At 66.4% G+C, this 16,576-nt stretch carries 19 protein-coding genes; 7 read left to right on the top strand and 12 right to left on the bottom strand.

Annotation, left to right across the window (positions count from 1 at the left end; translation table 11 throughout):
* Positions 1 to 173: 173 nt before the first annotated feature.
* Both LDH66_RS06780 and LDH66_RS06775 read left to right on the top strand, forming a co-directional pair.
* Complete coding sequence (locus LDH66_RS06780) at positions 174 to 911, top strand: protein sorting system archaetidylserine decarboxylase (protein WP_226480298.1); 738 nt, start codon at positions 174 to 176, stop codon at positions 909 to 911.
* A 250-nt stretch (positions 912 to 1,161) separates the two neighbouring features.
* The gene (locus LDH66_RS06775; protein WP_226480297.1) at positions 1,162 to 1,437 is read left to right on the top strand and encodes a DUF8028 family protein; all 276 of its coding nucleotides are present in this window, start codon (positions 1,162 to 1,164) and stop codon (positions 1,435 to 1,437) included.
* Positions 1,438 to 1,446: 9 nt separating this feature from the next.
* On the opposite strand, the gene LDH66_RS06770 is transcribed toward LDH66_RS06775, so the two are convergent.
* The 7 genes from LDH66_RS06770 to LDH66_RS06740 all read right to left on the bottom strand — a co-directional run bounded on the left by LDH66_RS06770 (position 1,447) and on the right by LDH66_RS06740 (position 9,390).
* Positions 1,447 to 2,373, bottom strand: coding sequence for a DMT family transporter (locus LDH66_RS06770; protein ID WP_226480296.1), 927 nt, complete (start codon positions 2,371 to 2,373; stop codon positions 1,447 to 1,449).
* A 137-nt stretch (positions 2,374 to 2,510) separates the two neighbouring features.
* A complete protein-coding gene (locus tag LDH66_RS06765) occupies positions 2,511 to 2,876 on the bottom strand; it encodes a DUF7344 domain-containing protein (protein ID WP_226480295.1) in 366 nt (121 codons plus the stop codon).
* Positions 2,877 to 3,054: 178 nt separating this feature from the next.
* A complete protein-coding gene (locus LDH66_RS06760) occupies positions 3,055 to 4,371 on the bottom strand; it encodes an ABC transporter ATP-binding protein (RefSeq protein ID WP_226480294.1) in 1,317 nt (438 codons plus the stop codon).
* Complete coding sequence (locus tag LDH66_RS06755) at positions 4,368 to 5,753, bottom strand: ABC transporter ATP-binding protein (protein WP_226480293.1); 1,386 nt, start codon at positions 5,751 to 5,753, stop codon at positions 4,368 to 4,370. The genes LDH66_RS06760 and LDH66_RS06755 overlap by 4 nt, the downstream gene beginning before the upstream one ends.
* A complete protein-coding gene (locus LDH66_RS06750) occupies positions 5,750 to 6,745 on the bottom strand; it encodes an ABC transporter permease (protein WP_226480292.1) in 996 nt (331 codons plus the stop codon). The genes LDH66_RS06755 and LDH66_RS06750 overlap by 4 nt, the downstream gene beginning before the upstream one ends.
* Complete coding sequence (locus LDH66_RS06745) at positions 6,742 to 7,731, bottom strand: ABC transporter permease (protein WP_226480291.1); 990 nt, start codon at positions 7,729 to 7,731, stop codon at positions 6,742 to 6,744. The genes LDH66_RS06750 and LDH66_RS06745 overlap by 4 nt, the downstream gene beginning before the upstream one ends.
* 63 nt (positions 7,732 to 7,794) lie before the next feature.
* Entirely contained in the window at positions 7,795 to 9,390 is a 1,596-nt protein-coding gene (locus tag LDH66_RS06740; RefSeq protein ID WP_226480290.1) for an ABC transporter substrate-binding protein, read from the bottom strand.
* A gap of 237 nt (positions 9,391 to 9,627) precedes the next feature.
* Between LDH66_RS06740 and LDH66_RS06735 the strand changes: the two genes are divergently transcribed.
* The 4 genes from LDH66_RS06735 to LDH66_RS06720 all read left to right on the top strand — a co-directional run bounded on the left by LDH66_RS06735 (position 9,628) and on the right by LDH66_RS06720 (position 12,378).
* Positions 9,628 to 10,269, top strand: coding sequence for a ribonuclease H family protein (locus tag LDH66_RS06735; RefSeq protein WP_226480289.1), 642 nt, complete (start codon positions 9,628 to 9,630; stop codon positions 10,267 to 10,269).
* Between the two features lie 91 nt (positions 10,270 to 10,360).
* Positions 10,361 to 10,819 (top strand): DUF2240 family protein, encoded by a 459-nt coding sequence (locus LDH66_RS06730; protein ID WP_226480288.1) that lies wholly within the window; start codon positions 10,361 to 10,363, stop codon positions 10,817 to 10,819.
* A gap of 23 nt (positions 10,820 to 10,842) precedes the next feature.
* Positions 10,843 to 11,235: a DUF7993 family protein gene (locus LDH66_RS06725; protein WP_226480287.1), complete on the top strand. Its 393-nt coding sequence runs from the start codon at positions 10,843 to 10,845 to the stop codon at positions 11,233 to 11,235.
* Between the two features lie 180 nt (positions 11,236 to 11,415).
* The gene (locus LDH66_RS06720) at positions 11,416 to 12,378 is read left to right on the top strand and encodes a bile acid:sodium symporter family protein (protein ID WP_226480286.1); all 963 of its coding nucleotides are present in this window, start codon (positions 11,416 to 11,418) and stop codon (positions 12,376 to 12,378) included.
* 54 nt (positions 12,379 to 12,432) lie between these two features.
* On the opposite strand, the gene LDH66_RS06715 is transcribed toward LDH66_RS06720, so the two are convergent.
* From LDH66_RS06715 to LDH66_RS06695, 5 genes are all read right to left on the bottom strand, one after another.
* Positions 12,433 to 13,092 (bottom strand): HAD family hydrolase, encoded by a 660-nt coding sequence (locus LDH66_RS06715; protein ID WP_226480285.1) that lies wholly within the window; start codon positions 13,090 to 13,092, stop codon positions 12,433 to 12,435.
* Between the two features lie 63 nt (positions 13,093 to 13,155).
* Entirely contained in the window at positions 13,156 to 14,487 is a 1,332-nt protein-coding gene (locus LDH66_RS06710) for a cation:proton antiporter (RefSeq protein ID WP_226480284.1), read from the bottom strand.
* 34 nt (positions 14,488 to 14,521) lie between these two features.
* Positions 14,522 to 15,016, bottom strand: coding sequence for a cation:proton antiporter regulatory subunit (locus LDH66_RS06705; RefSeq protein ID WP_226480283.1), 495 nt, complete (start codon positions 15,014 to 15,016; stop codon positions 14,522 to 14,524).
* A gap of 75 nt (positions 15,017 to 15,091) precedes the next feature.
* The gene (locus LDH66_RS06700; RefSeq protein WP_226480282.1) at positions 15,092 to 15,460 is read right to left on the bottom strand and encodes a methylglyoxal synthase; all 369 of its coding nucleotides are present in this window, start codon (positions 15,458 to 15,460) and stop codon (positions 15,092 to 15,094) included.
* Between the two features lie 82 nt (positions 15,461 to 15,542).
* Positions 15,543 to 16,241 carry an SDR family NAD(P)-dependent oxidoreductase gene (locus LDH66_RS06695; RefSeq protein WP_226480281.1) on the bottom strand — a complete coding sequence of 233 codons (699 nt, stop codon included), beginning with the start codon at positions 16,239 to 16,241 and terminating at the stop codon, positions 15,543 to 15,545.
* Positions 16,242 to 16,290: 49 nt separating this feature from the next.
* On the opposite strand from LDH66_RS06695, the gene LDH66_RS06690 reads away from it, so the two are divergent.
* A complete protein-coding gene (locus LDH66_RS06690) occupies positions 16,291 to 16,575 on the top strand; it encodes a heavy-metal-associated domain-containing protein (protein ID WP_226480280.1) in 285 nt (94 codons plus the stop codon).
* The last annotated feature ends 1 nt before the right edge of the window (position 16,576 follow it).

Here is a 16,576-nt window from a genome sequence, read left to right as displayed (position 1 = left end):
AGCCCCCTCTGGCCGTGCAGCGATCGATTACCGCACTCGATGACGATCGATTGTCAGTGAGTGCCGTCGACGTCCGACCGCACTCCGCGCTGACGGCGCGACCGTTCGATACGCGAGCGGCTCCGAGCGACCGTTCCGTAACGGCCATACGATTCGATCCCGTCAATTCGGCTATGAACTTCGCGCCGGGGGCCTGGAAGTACGCCATCCTTCCCCTGCTCGCTGCCCCGTTCGCCATCTTCATTAGCGTCACCGCGAGCCTCGTCGCCCTCGCGGTCGGTGCCGGCACCCTCGCCTTCTTTCGCGACCCCGACCGCACCCCGCCCCCGACCGGCGTCGTCTCGCCGGCCGACGGTACCGTCTCCGTCCTCCGCGAGGAGGGCGACCGAGTTCGGCTCGGCGTCTTCATGAACGTCTGGCACGTCCACGTCGTCCGCGCCCCCTTCGCCGGCCGCGTCACCGACGTCGAACACGTCTCCGGTGCGAACCGACCCGCGTTCTCGAAGGAGTCCGACCGCAACGAACGCGTTCACCTCCGCCTCGAGACCGACTCGTCGAACCTTCCGTCCACCGCAGACACCGACGATGCGGTCAACGCGTCCCACCCCGACGAACCCGACTCGGACGCCGAGGTGACGCTGATCGCTGGCGCGTTCGCCCGCCGCATCCACCCCTACACCGAGCGCGGCGACGAGGTCGCGCGCGGCGACCGCATCGGTCACATCGCCTTCGGCAGCCGCGTCGACCTCCTCTTTCCGCCCGCGGTCGACCACGAGGACGTGGCCGTCGGTATCGGCGACTCCATGACCGCCGGAGAGACCGTGGTGCTCGAGTCTTCGGCCGACGACTTCTCCGGCGGATTCGATATCGAAACCGACGGCGGACCCGATACCGACGACCGAAACGAGTAGTCGAGCAGCGCGTGATTCACCGAGTCCGACGGTAGTGATGGCGGTTTTCGTGTTAGATGTGAGAACGAGGACGCCGGTTCGAACGCGTCGGCGATCCGTCCCGTCGCGGTTCGCGGGCCGACCGACCGTTTTCTCGGAGGAAACCGATCGTTCAATCCGTCCGATTCCGCTGAATTCGCCCGAATCGGTCGAAACGGTGAGGCCGGTATTTGCGTCGTCGCCGGCAAGGGAAGTACTCTCAGTGATTTCGATGGCGAGCCCTCCCTCTCTCCCCGATCAGCGGTCCGCCGATTCGAGCCCGCCGAGCGACCGCCGCGACGACGACCACGGCGCGCTCGAGCGCGCGGCACCGGGGCTCGCGTCCCCGATTCGTGCCGCGGGGTTCTGGGCGGCGATCGCCATGCCGGTTCTGTACCTCCCCCTGCTCGCGACCGGCCTCTCGTCCTCTCTCGACGGCGGTCTGTTCATCGGCCTGCTCGTCGGGAACCTCGTCGCCCTCTACGTCGGCCACGCGCATCGCCGGTAGCGGCGCGGCTCACTCGCTCGAGCCGCGCGACCGGACGTGGCCGACCTCTCGTCGGATCGCCCGCCGCTTGACGAGGAGGAAGCCGACGGCGATGAGGCCGAACCCGGCGAGCGTCGCAGTGTCGACGACTTCGCCGAGATAGAGCCAGCCGACGACCGCGGTGACGATCGGCGCGACGTAGGAGACCATGTTGATCTCGACGGCGCCCAGCCGCTCGAGCAGGTCGAAGTAGATGAGGAACCCGACCGCACTCGCGCCCAGCGACAGGTACGCGAGCGCGCCGATCGCCTCGGGATGGGTCCACGCGGCCGGCTCGAACGGCTCGCCGATCGCGAGGCTCACGAGGTGCATGACGACGGCACCGCCGAGCATCGACCAGGCCTCCATCGTCTCGATCGGGAGCGAGGCGTCGAGCCGGCGAGTGAGGACGCTGCCCAGGGCGAACGCGGTCGCGGCACAGAAGACGAGCCCCTTCGCCACGGCGTCGGTGGCCAGGAGGTTGGCCGGATCGGGGCGGACGATGACGCCGACCCCGAGCAGGCCGACGACGACGCCGACGACGCCGACCACCGAGAGTGCGTCCGACGGGACAAGCAGCCGCGCGAACCCGGTGCTCAGGACGGGCGAGAGGCTCACCAGGATCGCGGCCGCCGCGGCCGTCGTGTTCTGCTGTCCGATGAACAGGAAGGCGTGGTAGGCCGCGATTAAGAGCACGGCACCGACGGCGACCTGCGTCCACTCCGCCCGGCCGCGAGGCAGCCAGTTATCGACGGCGTACACCGCGTAGCCGAGCATCAGGAGGCCGGCGATATCGTAGCGCAACGCTGCGAACAGGACCGGCGGGATGTAGGAGAGTCCGGCGCTGATCGCGACGAAGGCGGATCCCCACAGCGTTGCGAGCGTCAGGAAGAGCGCGAGGTTTCGATAGCGGCTCACAGTGACTCTCTCGATAGAGATCCCCTATGCGTTTCGATTCGACCGAATACGGCGTCGAGCGAGCCAGCGGCTCGCTCGTCGGAAGAGGACGGGATGTGGAGAGTATTCAGCGGCCGATTTCGGATCGGACGGCCGGCTCAGAGCGGGGGTCGTTCGCGGATCTCGGGTTTCTCCTCGGTCTGTCGGAACTGCTCGAGCAGCGGTTTGATGTCGTCGAATCCCTCCGCTAGCACGATATCGCCGCTCCGCAGGTCGTACTCGATGATATCGTAGTCCTCGAGTCGCGGCAGGTGGTTGTGGACGAGCGAGACGTAGACGCGCTGTCTCACGTCCTTGTCGATCGTTTCCGGACGGGCGTCGAGCTCCCAAACCGCGACCTGCGTGACGAGGTCCTCGAGGTTCGCGGTGTGATCGTCCGCGAGTTGATAGAGCAGAAACCGCCGTTCGGACTCGGCGAGGAGGGAACAGGCCGCTTCCATCCGGCTGGCGTTCGTCTGGTTCATATCTCTTCCAAGCCCCCCAGTGGTATTACCCCTGCTGCCAACACAGATTGGGTCTCCAACCCGGTCGATTCGACCTCGATCTCGAAGGATCCCGCTACGGGCCGGGAAAACCGTAATTTCGGCGAATAAGCCGTTCATGGATCGTTTCGGGACTGTTTCGAGATCCTGTATGTGGCCGTCACGAGAGCGAATCCGGATCGACCGTCCGATCGCTCGCCACACCGTAGCAGTGACAGGCCACCGGATGGTCCCCGGTACCGAGTCCGGGGTGATTCCGTTCGCAGACGCTCTCGTAGGCCGTCCGTAACTGCGCTGCGGCCGCCTCCCAGTTCCCAGCGGCCAGTTCCGAGAGCGCGTCCTCGACGATCGCGTCGTGGCGCGCGGGCAGTTCGACGTCGAGCAATCGGTCCTGCAGCGCCGCGACGAATGCCGGCACGTCGGCCTCCGGAACGCCGCCGTCCTCGACCGCGAACCGATCGCCGTCGCCGACGGACTCGAGGGAAATGTCGCGCCGTTCGATCCGCTCGCGCAGCGTCATGAGCTCGCGGTAGGTCGCCTGCTCGATCTCGAGGTCCGCGGGCGGGATCACCAGCGGACACCGGGTCCGGAACCGACAGCCGCTCGGCGGATCCCGCGGCGAGGGCACGTCGCCGGCGAGCGTCTCCCGATCGCGGTCGCGCTCCTCGGTCGAGGCCCGAGGCACGCTCTCGAGTAGGGCCCGCGTGTAGGGGTGTTTCGGCGCCTCGAACAGCTCTCCGACGGGTCCGATCTCGACGATCTCGCCGAGATACATCACGGCGACGCGGTCACAGACGTGCCGGATCACGGAGAGGTCGTGGCTGATCAGCAGGTACGTGAGATCGAACTCCGCCTGCAGGTCGTCGAGCAGGTTCAGCACCTGTGCTTGTACGGAGACGTCCAGCGCCGACGTCGGTTCGTCGAGCACGACGAACTCGGGCTCTAAGGCCAGCGCGCGCGCGATACCGATCCGCTGGCGCTGGCCGCCGGAGAACTCGTGCGGGTAGCGGTCGAGCTGGTCGGCCGAGAGCCCGACGCGCTCGAGCAACTCGCGGACTCGCTCCCGTCGTTCGTCCGCGGTCCCGACCTCGTGGACGTCGAGGGGCTGTCGGACGATATCGCCGATCGTCATCCGCGGATCGAGACTCGAGAAGGGGTCCTGAAAGACGACCTGTGCGCTCCGGCGGAAATCGGTGAGGGCGGCGCCGCTGAGGTCGTAGACCGCTTCGCCGTCGAACTCGACCCGACCGTCGGTGGGGTCCTGCAAGCGGAGCAGCGTTTCCCCCGCCGTCGACTTCCCGCAGCCGGACTCGCCGACCAGCCCCAGGGTCTCGCCCTCGTAGATGTCGAAGCTGACGCCGTCGACGGCGCGGACGGGGACGGGATCCTCGCCCAGCAGGCGGTCGAGCAGCGAGTCGTTCTCCCAGAAGTACTTCTGCAGGCCGTCGACGCGGACGAGCGGCTCGTCGGCGCTCACTGGTGTTCACCTCCGGTGGTCTCGGCCGGCGGCCGTGACCGCTCCTCGGGAGGCTCGGTCTCGGGCTCCTCCGGCCCGGCGTGTTTGTCTCCGGCCGGCCGTTCCGCCTCGTCGAAGTAGCCGTCCGGGAGCGCCGCGTCCTCGTCGTACTCCGTTTCGGCGAGCACACAGCGCGCTCGGTGGTCATCACTCCCGTCGGCCGGATACTCCGGCGGGTGCTCGAGACAGTCCTCCATCGCTTTCGGGCACCGATCGGCGAAGTGACACCGGTCGCCCATCTCGTGATCGAGGAGGCTCGGGACGTTCCCCGGAATCGGCCGGAGCCGGCCGGCCGCGTCGTCTCGCGGCTCGGCCGCTCGACTATCCGCGGCGTCTTGGAAGACTTCGTCTTCCACTGGTCGGGAACTCTCCGAGTTCCCTCGACGTCGCGCCGCGCCCCCCTCGAGGGAGGGAACCGAGCCGAGCAGCCCTTCGGTATAGGGGTGGACCTGCTCGTCGAAGACGTCCTCCAAGGTCCCGCGCTCGACGATCTCGCCGGCGTACATCACGCCGACTCGATCGCACATGCGCGCGATGACGCCGAGATTGTGCGTGATCAGCAGGATCGTCATCTCGGTCTCTCGCTGCAGCTCGTCGAGCAAGTCGAGAATCTGGGCCTGGATCGTCACGTCGAGCGCCGTCGTCGGCTCGTCGGCGATCAGTACGTCCGGCTCGCCGGCCAGCGCCTGGGCGATCATCGCCCGCTGAAGCATCCCGCCGGAGTACTCGTGTGGGTACTCGTCGACTCGCTCGACCGGATCCGGGATGCCGACCAGCTCGAGCAGTTCGATCGCCCGCTCGCGGCTCTCCTCGCTAACGTACGCCCGCGAGGGGAGTAGTTTGGAGAGCAGCAGCGATCCCAGCGAGTACTCCTCGGACTGGGTTCTGGCACGGGTCGATCGCGGGGTGGCGCTGGCCCGCCGCTGGACCTCGACGGCCTCTGCGAGCTGTTCGCCGACGGTGAGCGTCGGGTTGAAACTGCTCTCCGGGTCCTGGAAGATCATGCTGAACGACGTCCCCCGCAGCGATCGCCTGACGCGATCGGGGAGCTCGAGCAGCTTCACGAACTCCCCGTCGACCGCGTCCGGGTGGTCGTCAGCGATCGCTCCGGCGAGGTCGGCGTTTCGGTAGCGGATCTCGCCGTCGGTGATCTCGCCCGGCGGCTCGATCAGGTCCATGACCGAGCGGGCGGTGACGCTCTTCCCGCTGCCGCTCTCGCCGACGATTCCGAAGACCTCGCCGCGCTCGATCTCGAGATCGAGTGACGAGACCGCGTTTACCTGTCCCTCCTGCGTGAAGTAGCGCGTCGAAAGGTCGGAGACGCGAAGTATGTTCCCTGTCATCGGCCTTCTCCTTCGATGTTCGGATCCAGTGCGTCGCGGAGCCAGTCCCCGAGCAGATTGACGCTGATCACTGCCAAGACGATCCCGACCCCCGGCACCATGGCGACCCACGGTCGGGTCCGCAGGACGTCCTGTCCCCGCTCGATCTCGTAGCCCCACGAGAGCGTCGTCCCGGAGAACCCGAGATACGCCAGCGAGGCCTCGAGCAGGATGATGGCGGCGACCTGAATCGTCGCGAGGACGATAATTGGCGTGAGGCTGTTCGGAAGCACGTGTTTGATCAGGATCGTCCTGTCGCTCGTCCCGAAGCTCTTCGCGGCCTTGACGTACTCCTCGCTGCGGATCGACAGCGCCTCGCCGCGGGCGACGCGCGCGAACCAGACCCAGGTGACGAGTCCGGCGACGATCGTGACCGTCCCCGGGATCGGAATCGAGTCGGGCATCCCCTCGACCAGTCCGAGCGCCACGATCGGGTCGGGGACGTAGACCGGTGACTCCCCGAAGACGCCGATCAGTGCCAGGGCGAGTACGAGCGCCGGGAACGCGAGCATGGTGTCGGCGATACGCATCAGCCCGTCGTCGACGCGACCGCCGTAGTAGCCCGCGGTCAGTCCGATCGGAACGCCGATCGCCATCGCCAGCGCCGTCCCGAGGAGGCCGACGAGCAGTGAGACTCGAGCTCCGTAGAGGAACCGCGAGTAGACGTCCTGTCCGACGTTGTTCGTCCCGAGTACGTGTTCGGTGGTCGGCTCGACCGTCACGTCGGCGATATCGCCGCTGTCTGAGACCGACGTCGTGTATTCGTGCCCCAGCGGCGGATACTCCGCCCCCTGATCGTCGTAGTAGCCTGTCCGCGTCGGATCGTGGGTGGCCAGTACCGGTGCGAACACCGCCATGAAGACGATCGAGGCCAGCAACAGGAGGCCGAGCTTCGGCAGCAGGCTCTCCCTGAACGTCTGTCCCAGGTTCGATTTGATTCGGTCCGAGATCATCCCTCGCTCACCTGTGGGTCGAGATAGCTATAGACGGCGTCGACGGCGATGTTGATCGTCACGAACGCGACGGCGATGAACACCACGATCCCCTGCATGAGCGGCCAGTCTCGCGTGCCGAGCGCGTCGATGAGGCGGAGTCCGAGACCCGGCCAGTTGAACACGGTCTCCGTGATGACCGCACCGCCCATCAGGGTCCCCATCTGGAGCCCGAGGACCGTGATGACCGGGATCATCGTATTCCGCAGCACGTGTTTGTACCGCACGAGAACCGAGGGGAGCCCCTTCGCCCGACTCGCCGTGACGTAGGGCTTGCCGAGTTCGTCGACCATGCCGCTCCGGGTGAGGCGGGTGATGAGCGCCGTGAAGTACGTCCCGAGCGTGAGCGCGGGGAGTGCGATGTGTTTCAGCCAGACGAGCAGATCGTAGACCGATCCGTACCGGACGAGCGTTAGCACGGCCTCTCCGAAGCCGACCGGCCGGCGACCGGTCGGCAAGAGACCGGCCCAGACGCCGAACACGAGGATCAGCATGAGCCCGAGCCAGAAGTTCGGCGTCGAGATGCCGAGCAGCGAGAACAGCGTGGCACCGTAGTCGGCGGGTTCGTTCCGGCGCGTCGCCGAAATCACGCCCAGGGGGATCGCGATGACGAGTGCGACGATCGTCGCGGCGATCGTCAGTTCGACCGTCGCCGGGATGCGCTCGATGACCATCGCCTCGACTTCTCGGTTCGACTGCCAGGAGTACCCGAAGTCACCGGTGACCAGCCCCTGTACGTAGTCCACGTACTGGACGTAGACCGGCTCGTTCAATCCCTCTTCGCGTCTGACCTGTTCGACCAGCTCCTGGGTCGCACCCTCCGCGAGCATCATGTTCGCCGGATCGCCGGGCGCCACCGCCCGGAGTCCGAACATGATCGTTACGACTCCCCAGATGACGAATATCCCCTGCAGTAACCGCCGTGTGAGAAACTTAGCCATCGACATGTGGACGTATCATGGAATCGGACGGTCGGAACCGTCTCTTTCGTTCTCGGGCGTGGTCCGCCGTTACGTCTCCATGCCCCAGATGTAGACGGTCTCGTCCTCGCGCGGCTCCCACTCGATGTCCTCCCTGACGCCGTAGATGCTCTCCTGCGTGTGGAGGAAGACGAACGGTGCCTTCTCGTGAGCCATCTGATTGACCTCCTCGAGTTGCTGTCGGCGCTCGTCCGGGTCCTCGATCTGCTGACTCTCGAGGATCGCATCGCTGAGCTCTTCGTCGTCGAACGTCCGGTTCGGGTTATCCGGGATCGTAAAGAAGCCCTGGACACCGTAGTCGGTGTCGCCGGTGATGGTCCCCCACCCGATCATGTAGAACGGGATCTCGAACCCGTCGGGATCGACCCCCGCCTGATTCGCGTCCGAGACGACCCCGAAGTCGACGATGTTCGACTCGCAACTGACGTTCTCGAGCTGATCGATCTGGTCGGCGACGGTCTCGCCGACGTCGGCGTCGTTGAGGTATCGCCCCTGTGGCGCGGTCAGTTCGATCTCCACGCCGCCGTAGCCGCTCTCCTCGACGAGGCTCTCGGCCATCCCGATGTCCTGTTCGTACGGTTCGATGTCGTCGTTGAACCCGTTGATCCCCGGCGCGACGGGCTGGCCTCGCGGTTCGCCGAACCCGCTGAGGATCGTGTCGACGATCTCCTGATTGTCGACGGCGTAGTTCATCGCCTGCCGGAACTCCTGACTGTCGAACGGCTCGACCGTGTTCTTCATCGGACAGAAGATGTTCCGGAAGCTCGTCACCTGTCTGATCTCGACGCCGTCGGCGCTCCGGACCGTATCGACGTCCTCCGGGAGGATGTTGATCGTGAGATCGGTCTCTCCCGTCTCGAGCGAGTTCACTCGGCCGCTGGATTCGCCGTCCGCGTTGAACGTCACGCGCTCGAACGGTGGCTCGTCGCCCCAGTAGTCGTCGAACCGCTCGAGGACGATCTCCTCGCCGGACGTGAAGTCGACGACCTCGTACGGTCCCGTCCCGTTGAAGTCCTCGGGATCGGAGCCGGAGATCGCGTCGTTTTCGGCGTCGTGGTTCTCGATCGCCCACTCCTTGTCGATCGCTCTGGCGTAGTTCCCGAACTCGAACTCCGCGAGCCCGGGTGCGGCGGAGTACTCGACCGAGACGGTCGTGTCGTCGATCGCGCTCGCACCCTCGATCGAACCCAGCCCGTAGGTTCCGATCGGGCTCGGAACGCCCATCTCCGGATCGACGGTTCGATTGATCGTCCAGGCGACGTCCTCCGCGGTCAGATCGTCGCCGTTGTGGAAGACGACGCCGTCCCGGAGGGAGAGCTCGGTCGAGCCGTCGCCCTGGGCTTCCCAGTCTTCGACGACGCGAGAGAAGATTCCCTCACCGGGTTCGAAGTCGAACAGCGGCTCGTAGATGTGATCGTACACGTCGAAGTAGTCCCCGGTGATGTGATCGAGCGGGTCGATGGTGTCCGGGAACTGCGAGAGCGTGATCGTGATCTCGTTGGTTTCGTCGTCGCTACCCGGATCGCTGAGGCAGCCACCCATCGCTGCCAGACCCGTCGTCCCCGCGGCACCCGTGATCTTCAAGAGGGTTCGTCGGTCGAGTCGTGTCGTGTCAGCACCCTGCATACGCCATGGAATACGATGACATTATTTATATATACTGGTTGTTGGTGAGGGATATGTTCGTTTCTGCCCGTTGAGGCGTTATTTCGTCCAAAGTCGGTCGTCTTTCCCCATTCCGTCGGTCGTCACAACGCTCCTGTCCACTGCGGCGTCGTCGACCGCCGGAACGCTCGTCCGTTCCCGCTCGCAGCAATCGAGTACTGGCATAACTTTAAGAAACCTACATCGCATACTATGGGTATGGCCGCTCACGGCCGGTCCGCACTGCGGGATCTGTTCGACGAGTCGCCCACGCCGCACATCGCCCATCCTCCTCGCACCCATCACCGTGACTTCTACGTCGCGACCGACGGGTCCTTCCGGGGATCGGGCGGTGGGCTGGGGGCCGTTATCGAAACGCGCGACGGCACCCGCGTCGCACGCGTCGCGACCGCGGACACGCCGCCGGACAACAACGTCGCGGAGTATCGAGCGCTCCACCTCGGACTCGACGTCCTCGCCGCGCGAGCGCCGCGAGACGCCAACGTCGGCGTCCTCATCGACCACGACGCGCTCGCCAGCAACGTAAACAGCGCCATCCTCGCGACGCAGCATCCGGACGGGAAATCGCCGCGTCCCGTCTCCGTCCCGACCGCGACGGAGTACCACTGGCGCGGGATTCGGGCCCGACTCAGCGGGTTCGACGAGGTGCGGGCCGCCCGGATCGACAGCGATCAGAACCCCGCTCACCCGCTCGCCAACGCACCGGATCAGTACCGTCACGTCAACCGCGAACCCGACCGCTGCGTCCTCCCCGAGACGCCGGACCCGAGCGCCGGCGAGTTCCCGCCGCCGTCTCGAGCCGATCGCAACGGCGGTGGCGGCGGTCGCGCCTCCGACTGATCGCCGGACGGCACTGCACCGACCGCCCGCACCGACCGCGGGTCGGGCGGAACCGCCATCGTTTTCTCACCGCTCGAGGAAGTCGTCTCCGATGAGCCTCCGCGTCGCGGTCGCCGCCCCGTTCATCCAGAACGGGACGCGCCGCCTCAAGGAAAACGAGTTCGTCGTCGCCCTCTCGCTCGATCGGGACTGGTTCTCCCCCGATCAGGCCAAGCGGCTGATCGACGTCGCCACGGGCGAGGGACTCCTCGAGCGCGGCGACGACGGGCTCGCGGTCACGTTCGACCCCGCAGCGGTGACGGTGCCGGAGGACTTCACCCCCGACGAGGACCTCCTGCGGGAGCGCTCGGCGTTCGAACGCGTCCTCGATTCGCTGGTCGCCGAAGGGATGGAGAAACACGAGGCCGTCGGTGCGATCAACACCCTCCAGCAGGAACTCGGGCTGACCATCGAGGCCGCCGCAGTAGTCTACGCCCGCCGCGAGGGGATCGACGTCGACGACCTCGCGCCGGTCGCCCGGGCGGCCGTCCTCGACACCGAAGACGGTTAGTTCCGCCGTCCCGACCGACGGGTATGGTCGAGGACCGGATCACCGACGGCCGCCGGATCGCCGAACTCCTCTCGAGCGAAGTCGACGGCCGTGAAGACGGCGAACTCGCGTCGTTCGCCGTCACCAACGCCGATCGAGACGTCGAACCGACGGCCGACGGCGCTCGCGCCTACGATATCACTCGCCGCGACGAGCGGCTCGCTCGCGTCTTCATCCACGACGACAGGGCCCACCTCGAGTTCGAGGCAGGTCAAGACGCGGCGGCCGAAGCGGCGGCAGACGCCGATCTTCGGGTGCGGCCGAAGGCGACGAGGCCGCCGAGAACGCTCGTCTTCGTCGAGAGCGGAGCCGAGGTGAAGCGAGCGACGGACGTCTTACAGACCGTGAGCCGCGCGCTACGCCGAGCGGATCGGTAGACTAAGACGGGTTCGCTAATCGAAATCGCTCGCGGAACTCGCGTTCGGTATCGGTGACTTCCTCTCGCGATCGGGATTCCCGCGCTCCGTTCGAGAGATGTCATCAGTTGAATCAGAACGGAAACCGCTTGAAAAGACCTATATTCCCCGTTTCGAATATTCGCGGCTATCGTCCGACCAATGGGCCGCATCCGAAATTTCGTTCGATCACAGCGTTCGCTTGTCGTCGTCCTGGCCGCCACGCTCGCCGGCGTCACGTATCCCGCGTTCGCCGCCCCGTTGCAGCCGATAGTTCCGGTCCTCGTCGCCGGACTGATCTTCACCGCGTTTTACGGGTTCAGTTTCGGCGACGTCTCGGCGCGGGCGTTCTCGATTCCGGTTCTCGTCTCGCTCGTCTGTCTCTACCTGCTCGTGCCGATCGCGCTGTACCCGATCGCCGCGCTGGTTCTCTCCGGGGACGTCTTGCTCGGCGTCCTCATCGTCCTGTCGGCTCCGCTGGCCGCCGGCAGCTCGATCATCTGGACGCGCTTGAGCGGCGGAAACACGCTCCTGGCGACTGTCATCGTGCTCGGTTCGATGGTCCTCGCTCCCCTCGCGATGCCGACCACGATCGCGATCTTCGCCGACTCGCCGGTCGAGCTCTCCGCGTCCGAGATGGTCGTCGAACTCGGTGCTATCGTCTTGAGTGCGGGCGTCCTCGCGGCTCTCGTTCCGAACGGGACCGTTTCCGAGGGCCAACTGGACGGGTTCTCGGTCGCGACGCTCGGCATCGTGATCTACGTCGGCGTCGGAGATTCCGCCCTCACCGTCGGCCTCGTTCAACTCGCGCTCGTCGCCGGTATCGCGGTCGCGGCGCTGTGTCTCAGCGCGGGGCTCGCGTTCGCGTTGTACACGCGCGGGCTGGGAAGCGACGATTGCATCTCCGTGCTCTTCGCCAGTTCGATGAAAAACCTGAGCGTGTCGGTGATGGTCGGCGCGGTGTTCGGCGGCGGAGCGATCATCGCCAGCATAACCGCGTTTCACGTCGTCCAACAGCTCGTGAGTAGCTCGCTCGTTCGACGCCTCGGATCCACCGCTCCCGCCACCACCGCCGCGCAGTCGTCGGACCTCGAGCCCGTCGCTTCGGAACAGCTCGGCGACTGAGACGGACGTACTTGGTGGCTGAGCGATCCGATACGGACTAAGAACCGATTCGGTTCACTCGAGGTCAGCGAGAACGTCCGGCACCGCGGTCGCGACGTCGGCCTGCTCGACGTGGGCGACCGCCCGCGGATCGGGGTCGGGACCGTCCGCGAGCAGCACCTGAATCGCTCGCATCCCCGCCTCGGTCGCGCCCCGAATATCGGCCTCGACCTCGTCGCCGACGTAGACCGCGTCAGCGGGGTCGACGCCCAGTTCGCCGGTGATCGCCTCGAACGCGCGCGGATCCGGCTTTCCCGCCTCGAGTTCGCCCGTCACGAGCGCGGCGTCGAAGGCGTCCTCCCAGCCCAGCGTCTCGAGTTTGTCACGCTGGGCGCGGACGGGACCGTTCGTGAGCAGGCCGACCCGATACTCGCCCCGGAGGTCCGCGAGCATGGCTTCGACGCCCGGCAGCGGCTCGAGGGCCTCAGCGATCGTCTCGCGATAGGCCGTCGCAACGGCGGCCGGATCGGTGTCGCTCTCACTGTCCGCGAGCAGGTCGGCGAAGATCGGCTCGCGCGTCTCGCTGGTGAGGTTCCGTCGGTGAGCCTCGAGGTACGACTCGCGGGTGAGCGAGGGCGCGCCCGTCGCGGCCGTGGCCTCCTCGAGGATGGTCGTTCGATCCCGTTGGGGAACGGCGAGCGTGTAATCGAGATCGAAGACGACCGCTCGTGGCATAGCTGTGACAGAGGGCTCGAGCCGGTTGAAGCTATCCCTTCCGACCGGCCCGTCGGTGCCCGCTCACTCCTCGGTCGGCCGCGGGATACCGCTGCGTCCCCGCTCGAGCAGCGAGAGGGCGACGGGCTCGAGCCGGTCGGAGTACTGCATGAGCGACGTCCCGAGGATGCTCATAACGAGGACGTAGCCGACCGTAAAGGCGTAGATCGTCTGTGCCGTCTCCGCGGCGATGCCGGTGCCGGCCCCGGAGAGCGCGAGGCTCGCGATGATCAGCGAGAACTCGCCGCGCGTGGCCATGCCGAATCCGACGCGGAGCGATCGGCGATCGTCGAGGTCGTAGATCCGCCCGCCGAGGTAGCCGCTGACGATCTTCGTCGGCGTCGTCACGACGACGGCGGCGGCGATCATTCCGAGGATCGAGAGAGTGAACAGACCCGGATCGGTGACGAGTCCGATCCAGAAGAAGAAGATCGCCGCGAACGCGTCCCGGAGCGGCTCGAGTAGCCGCTCGAGATCGTGGGCGTGGTCGGTCGACGCGAACGCCATCCCGACGAAGAACGCGGCGACGGCCTCGCTGACCCCCAGCGCGAGCGCCGCGCCGGCGACGAGGATCGTGACGCCGAGCGCGCGGACGACCATGAACTCGTTCGTGTCGACGTCGAGAAAGCGCTGGAAGAAGTCGGTCCCGAAGGTGACGAGCGCGAGCAGGGCGAGGATGACGCCGACCGCGACGCCGATCTGGCCCGCCGCCTCACCGATATCGCCGCCGCCGAGGATGAGCGCGGACGCGATCGCCAGGTAGACGGCGATGAAGAGATCCTCGTAGACGAGCGTCCCCAGCATCGGCTCGGACTCGTTGTTGGCGATCCAGCCCAGATCGATCAGCGACTTCGTGATGATCGCGCTCGAGGAGATGTAGACGATGCCCGCGGTGAGAAAGGCCGCGAGGAGACCCCCGAAGACGAGATAGCCGAAGAGCAGTCCGATACCGAAGTTGATCGCGAGGTCGACGCTCCCCGCCTTCCCGATCCGGTCCTTGCTCGCGAGCAGCCGATCCAGGTTGAACTCGAGGCCCAGGAAGAACAACAGGAGGACGATCCCGATCTCCGCGCTGACGACGATGAAGTCGGTCTCGCCGAGCGCGAACCCGCCGAGCGCCGCCAGCACGTCGACGCCGCCGATCGTCACGTCGGGAACGGTGACGGTGACCGCGCCGATTCCGACTTCGCTACCCGCGAGCGCGGGCAGTTCGCCCAGCACGTTCGATCCCAACAGGACGCCGGTGATGATGTAGAACGGGATCACCGACTGATCGATCCGACTCGAGCAGACGCCGGCGAGAGCGACCGCGGCAAAGAGGATACCGACGTCGACGAGGGCCGTCTCAGTCGCCACTAGCCCTCACCTCGAGCGGGAGCAGTCGTCGCGATCACTCGTCGAGACCGGCTCCGAGCAGTTCCTCGAACTGGGCGCAGTCCTCGCGGTCGCCGATGACGACCAGCGTGTCGCCGACCGCGAGGACCGTCTCCGGCGTCGGCGGCGAGATCAACTCCTCGCCGCGCTGGATGGCGACGATGGAGACGCCAGTCCGATCGCGGACGTTCGCCTCGGCGAGGCTCTGGCCGGCGACTTCGGCCCCCTCGGCGACGCCGTACCACTCGAGGTAGGTGTCCTCGGAGAGCATCGTCTCTACCTGTTCGGCCTGAACCGGCTGGAAGTACGCCCCCTCGAGGATCGTCCCGATCTTTCGTGCGAGCCGGTCGGACGCCTCGAACAGTTTCTCGCTGTCGGCGTCCGCATCCGGCTTCAGATAGACCTCTCGTTTTCCCGTATTGTGCGTCACGATGACGAGCCGCTCGCCGTTATCGAGTTCGACCTCGAATTTCTTCCCGACGCCGGGGAGGTCGCTCTCGTAGACTGTCATACGAATACGTTCGAAGCCGACGTATTAAATAGCGTCCCCGCTCGGTCGGCACTCGTCTCGCCGACGGGCGGCGGTCTACTCTGCCAGTCCCTCGATGAGGAACTCCGCGGAGGCGAGGTTCGTCGCGAGCGCCGTGTCGTGGACGTCACAGATCCGGAGCAGCGCCGAGATGTCGGGCTCGTGGGGCTGGGCTCGCAGCGGATCCCGAAGGAAGACGACGCCGTCGAGTTTCTCCTCCGCGACCTCCGAGCCGATCATCAGGTCGCCGCCGAGCGGTCCCGATTCCTTGCGCTCTACCTCGAGGTCGGTCTCGTCCATCAGTCGCCGTCCCGTGGTTCCGGTCGCGATCAGTTCGTACGCTCGGAGTTGCGACTCGTGGGTCCGTGCGAAGTCGATGAGGTCCGGCTTCTTCTCGTCGTGGGCGATCAGCGCGACGCGTGTCATACGGTCCCATCTCCGTCGCGGAGGATAAGCGCTGTTCCGTTCCGAGTGCCCCCCGAATCAGGTGGTTGAATCCGGTCGCCGGTCAGAACTCCTCGACGTGCGGTCGCACGTCGAGTTCGAGCGTCCACGCCGACCGGTCCTGGGTGACGAGGTGCCAGTAGGAGTCGGCGATCGCGTCCGGGTCGAGGTATTCGTCCTCGTCCCGATCGGGCTGCGACTCTCGGACCTGAGGCGTCTCGATCTGGCCGTCGATCACGACGTGAGCCACGTGAACGCCCTCGGGACCGAGTTCGCGAGCCATGGACTCGGCCATCCCCCGAACCGCGAACTTGGCCGCGCTGAATCCGAGCGCGCCATCGCGGCCGCGGACCGCCGACGTCGCGCCGGTGAAGATGATCGTCCCGCCGTCGTCCAGCATGTCGTCGACGGCCTCCCGTGAGCACAGCAGGGCCCCGTAGGCCGACGTCCGCCACGCCCGTTCGAACTCGTCGGGAGAGATTTCTCGGATCCCCTTCCACGAACCGCCGCTCGCGTGATTGATCAGGACGTCGACGGGGCCGAACGCGTCGCGAACCGCCCGGAAGCCCGCCTCGACCGCCTCGGGATCCGTGATGTCGGTCGGAACGGCGAGCGCGTCGTCGCCCAGATCGGACGCCAGTTCCTCGAGGTAGTCCGCCGAGCGGGCGAACAGCCCGACCCGACAGCCTTCGTCGACGAATTTCCGCGCGAGCGATTCTCCGAGACCGGGACCGACGCCGGCGATCACGGCTGTGTGCGCCATGGGACGAGAGACGGTCGCGGTTCCCAAAACGTTGTCCGGGGGACCCCGCGTGAGCACGAGGGCACCGCTCGCGGCCGTCGTCGGCGGAACCGTCTTTTGGCTCGAGCGCCACTTCTCCGGCATGGAACGACAGACGATTTCCGTCAGCGGCATGTCCTGTGACGGCTGCGAACGTACCGTCGAGAGCGCTCTGACGAATCTCGAGTCGGTCTCTCGAGTCGAGGCCGATCACGAAAACGAGACCGTCGAGGTCGTCGTCGACGAGGGCGTCACGGAGGACGACCTCCACGCGGCCGTTCGGGAGGCCGGCTACGAAGTCCCCGGCACCGCGTGAC

Origin of the sequence: Natrinema amylolyticum (genome assembly GCF_020515625.1) — an archaeon.
GTDB classification, from domain to species: Archaea; Halobacteriota; Halobacteria; order Halobacteriales; family Natrialbaceae; genus Natrinema; species Natrinema amylolyticum.
The sequence above is the reverse complement of the archived record's forward strand: the minus strand, read 5'-3'. Positions and strand labels throughout refer to the sequence as shown.

What these genes read in the sequence shown, in the direction of transcription:
- LDH66_RS06725 (WP_226480287.1), top strand. Translation starts at nt 10,843, where the DNA reads ATGGTCGAGGACCGGATCACCGACGGCCGCCGGATCGCCGAACTCCTC.
- LDH66_RS06720 (WP_226480286.1), top strand. Translation starts at nt 11,416, where the DNA reads ATGGGCCGCATCCGAAATTTCGTTCGATCACAGCGTTCGCTTGTCGTC.
- LDH66_RS06775 (WP_226480297.1), top strand. Translation starts at nt 1,162, where the DNA reads ATGGCGAGCCCTCCCTCTCTCCCCGATCAGCGGTCCGCCGATTCGAGC.
- LDH66_RS06705 (WP_226480283.1), bottom strand. Translation starts at nt 15,016, where the DNA reads ATGACAGTCTACGAGAGCGACCTCCCCGGCGTCGGGAAGAAATTCGAG.
- LDH66_RS06745 (WP_226480291.1), bottom strand. Translation starts at nt 7,731, where the DNA reads ATGTCGATGGCTAAGTTTCTCACACGGCGGTTACTGCAGGGGATATTC.
- LDH66_RS06730 (WP_226480288.1), top strand. Translation starts at nt 10,361, where the DNA reads ATGAGCCTCCGCGTCGCGGTCGCCGCCCCGTTCATCCAGAACGGGACG.
- LDH66_RS06750 (WP_226480292.1), bottom strand. Translation starts at nt 6,745, where the DNA reads ATGATCTCGGACCGAATCAAATCGAACCTGGGACAGACGTTCAGGGAG.
- LDH66_RS06765 (WP_226480295.1), bottom strand. Translation starts at nt 2,876, where the DNA reads ATGAACCAGACGAACGCCAGCCGGATGGAAGCGGCCTGTTCCCTCCTC.
- LDH66_RS06755 (WP_226480293.1), bottom strand. Translation starts at nt 5,753, where the DNA reads ATGACAGGGAACATACTTCGCGTCTCCGACCTTTCGACGCGCTACTTC.
- LDH66_RS06695 (WP_226480281.1), bottom strand. Translation starts at nt 16,241, where the DNA reads ATGGCGCACACAGCCGTGATCGCCGGCGTCGGTCCCGGTCTCGGAGAA.
- LDH66_RS06780 (WP_226480298.1), top strand. Translation starts at nt 174, where the DNA reads ATGAACTTCGCGCCGGGGGCCTGGAAGTACGCCATCCTTCCCCTGCTC.
- LDH66_RS06735 (WP_226480289.1), top strand. Translation starts at nt 9,628, where the DNA reads ATGGCCGCTCACGGCCGGTCCGCACTGCGGGATCTGTTCGACGAGTCG.
- LDH66_RS06700 (WP_226480282.1), bottom strand. Translation starts at nt 15,460, where the DNA reads ATGACACGCGTCGCGCTGATCGCCCACGACGAGAAGAAGCCGGACCTC.
- LDH66_RS06715 (WP_226480285.1), bottom strand. Translation starts at nt 13,092, where the DNA reads ATGCCACGAGCGGTCGTCTTCGATCTCGATTACACGCTCGCCGTTCCC.
- LDH66_RS06740 (WP_226480290.1), bottom strand. Translation starts at nt 9,390, where the DNA reads ATGCAGGGTGCTGACACGACACGACTCGACCGACGAACCCTCTTGAAG.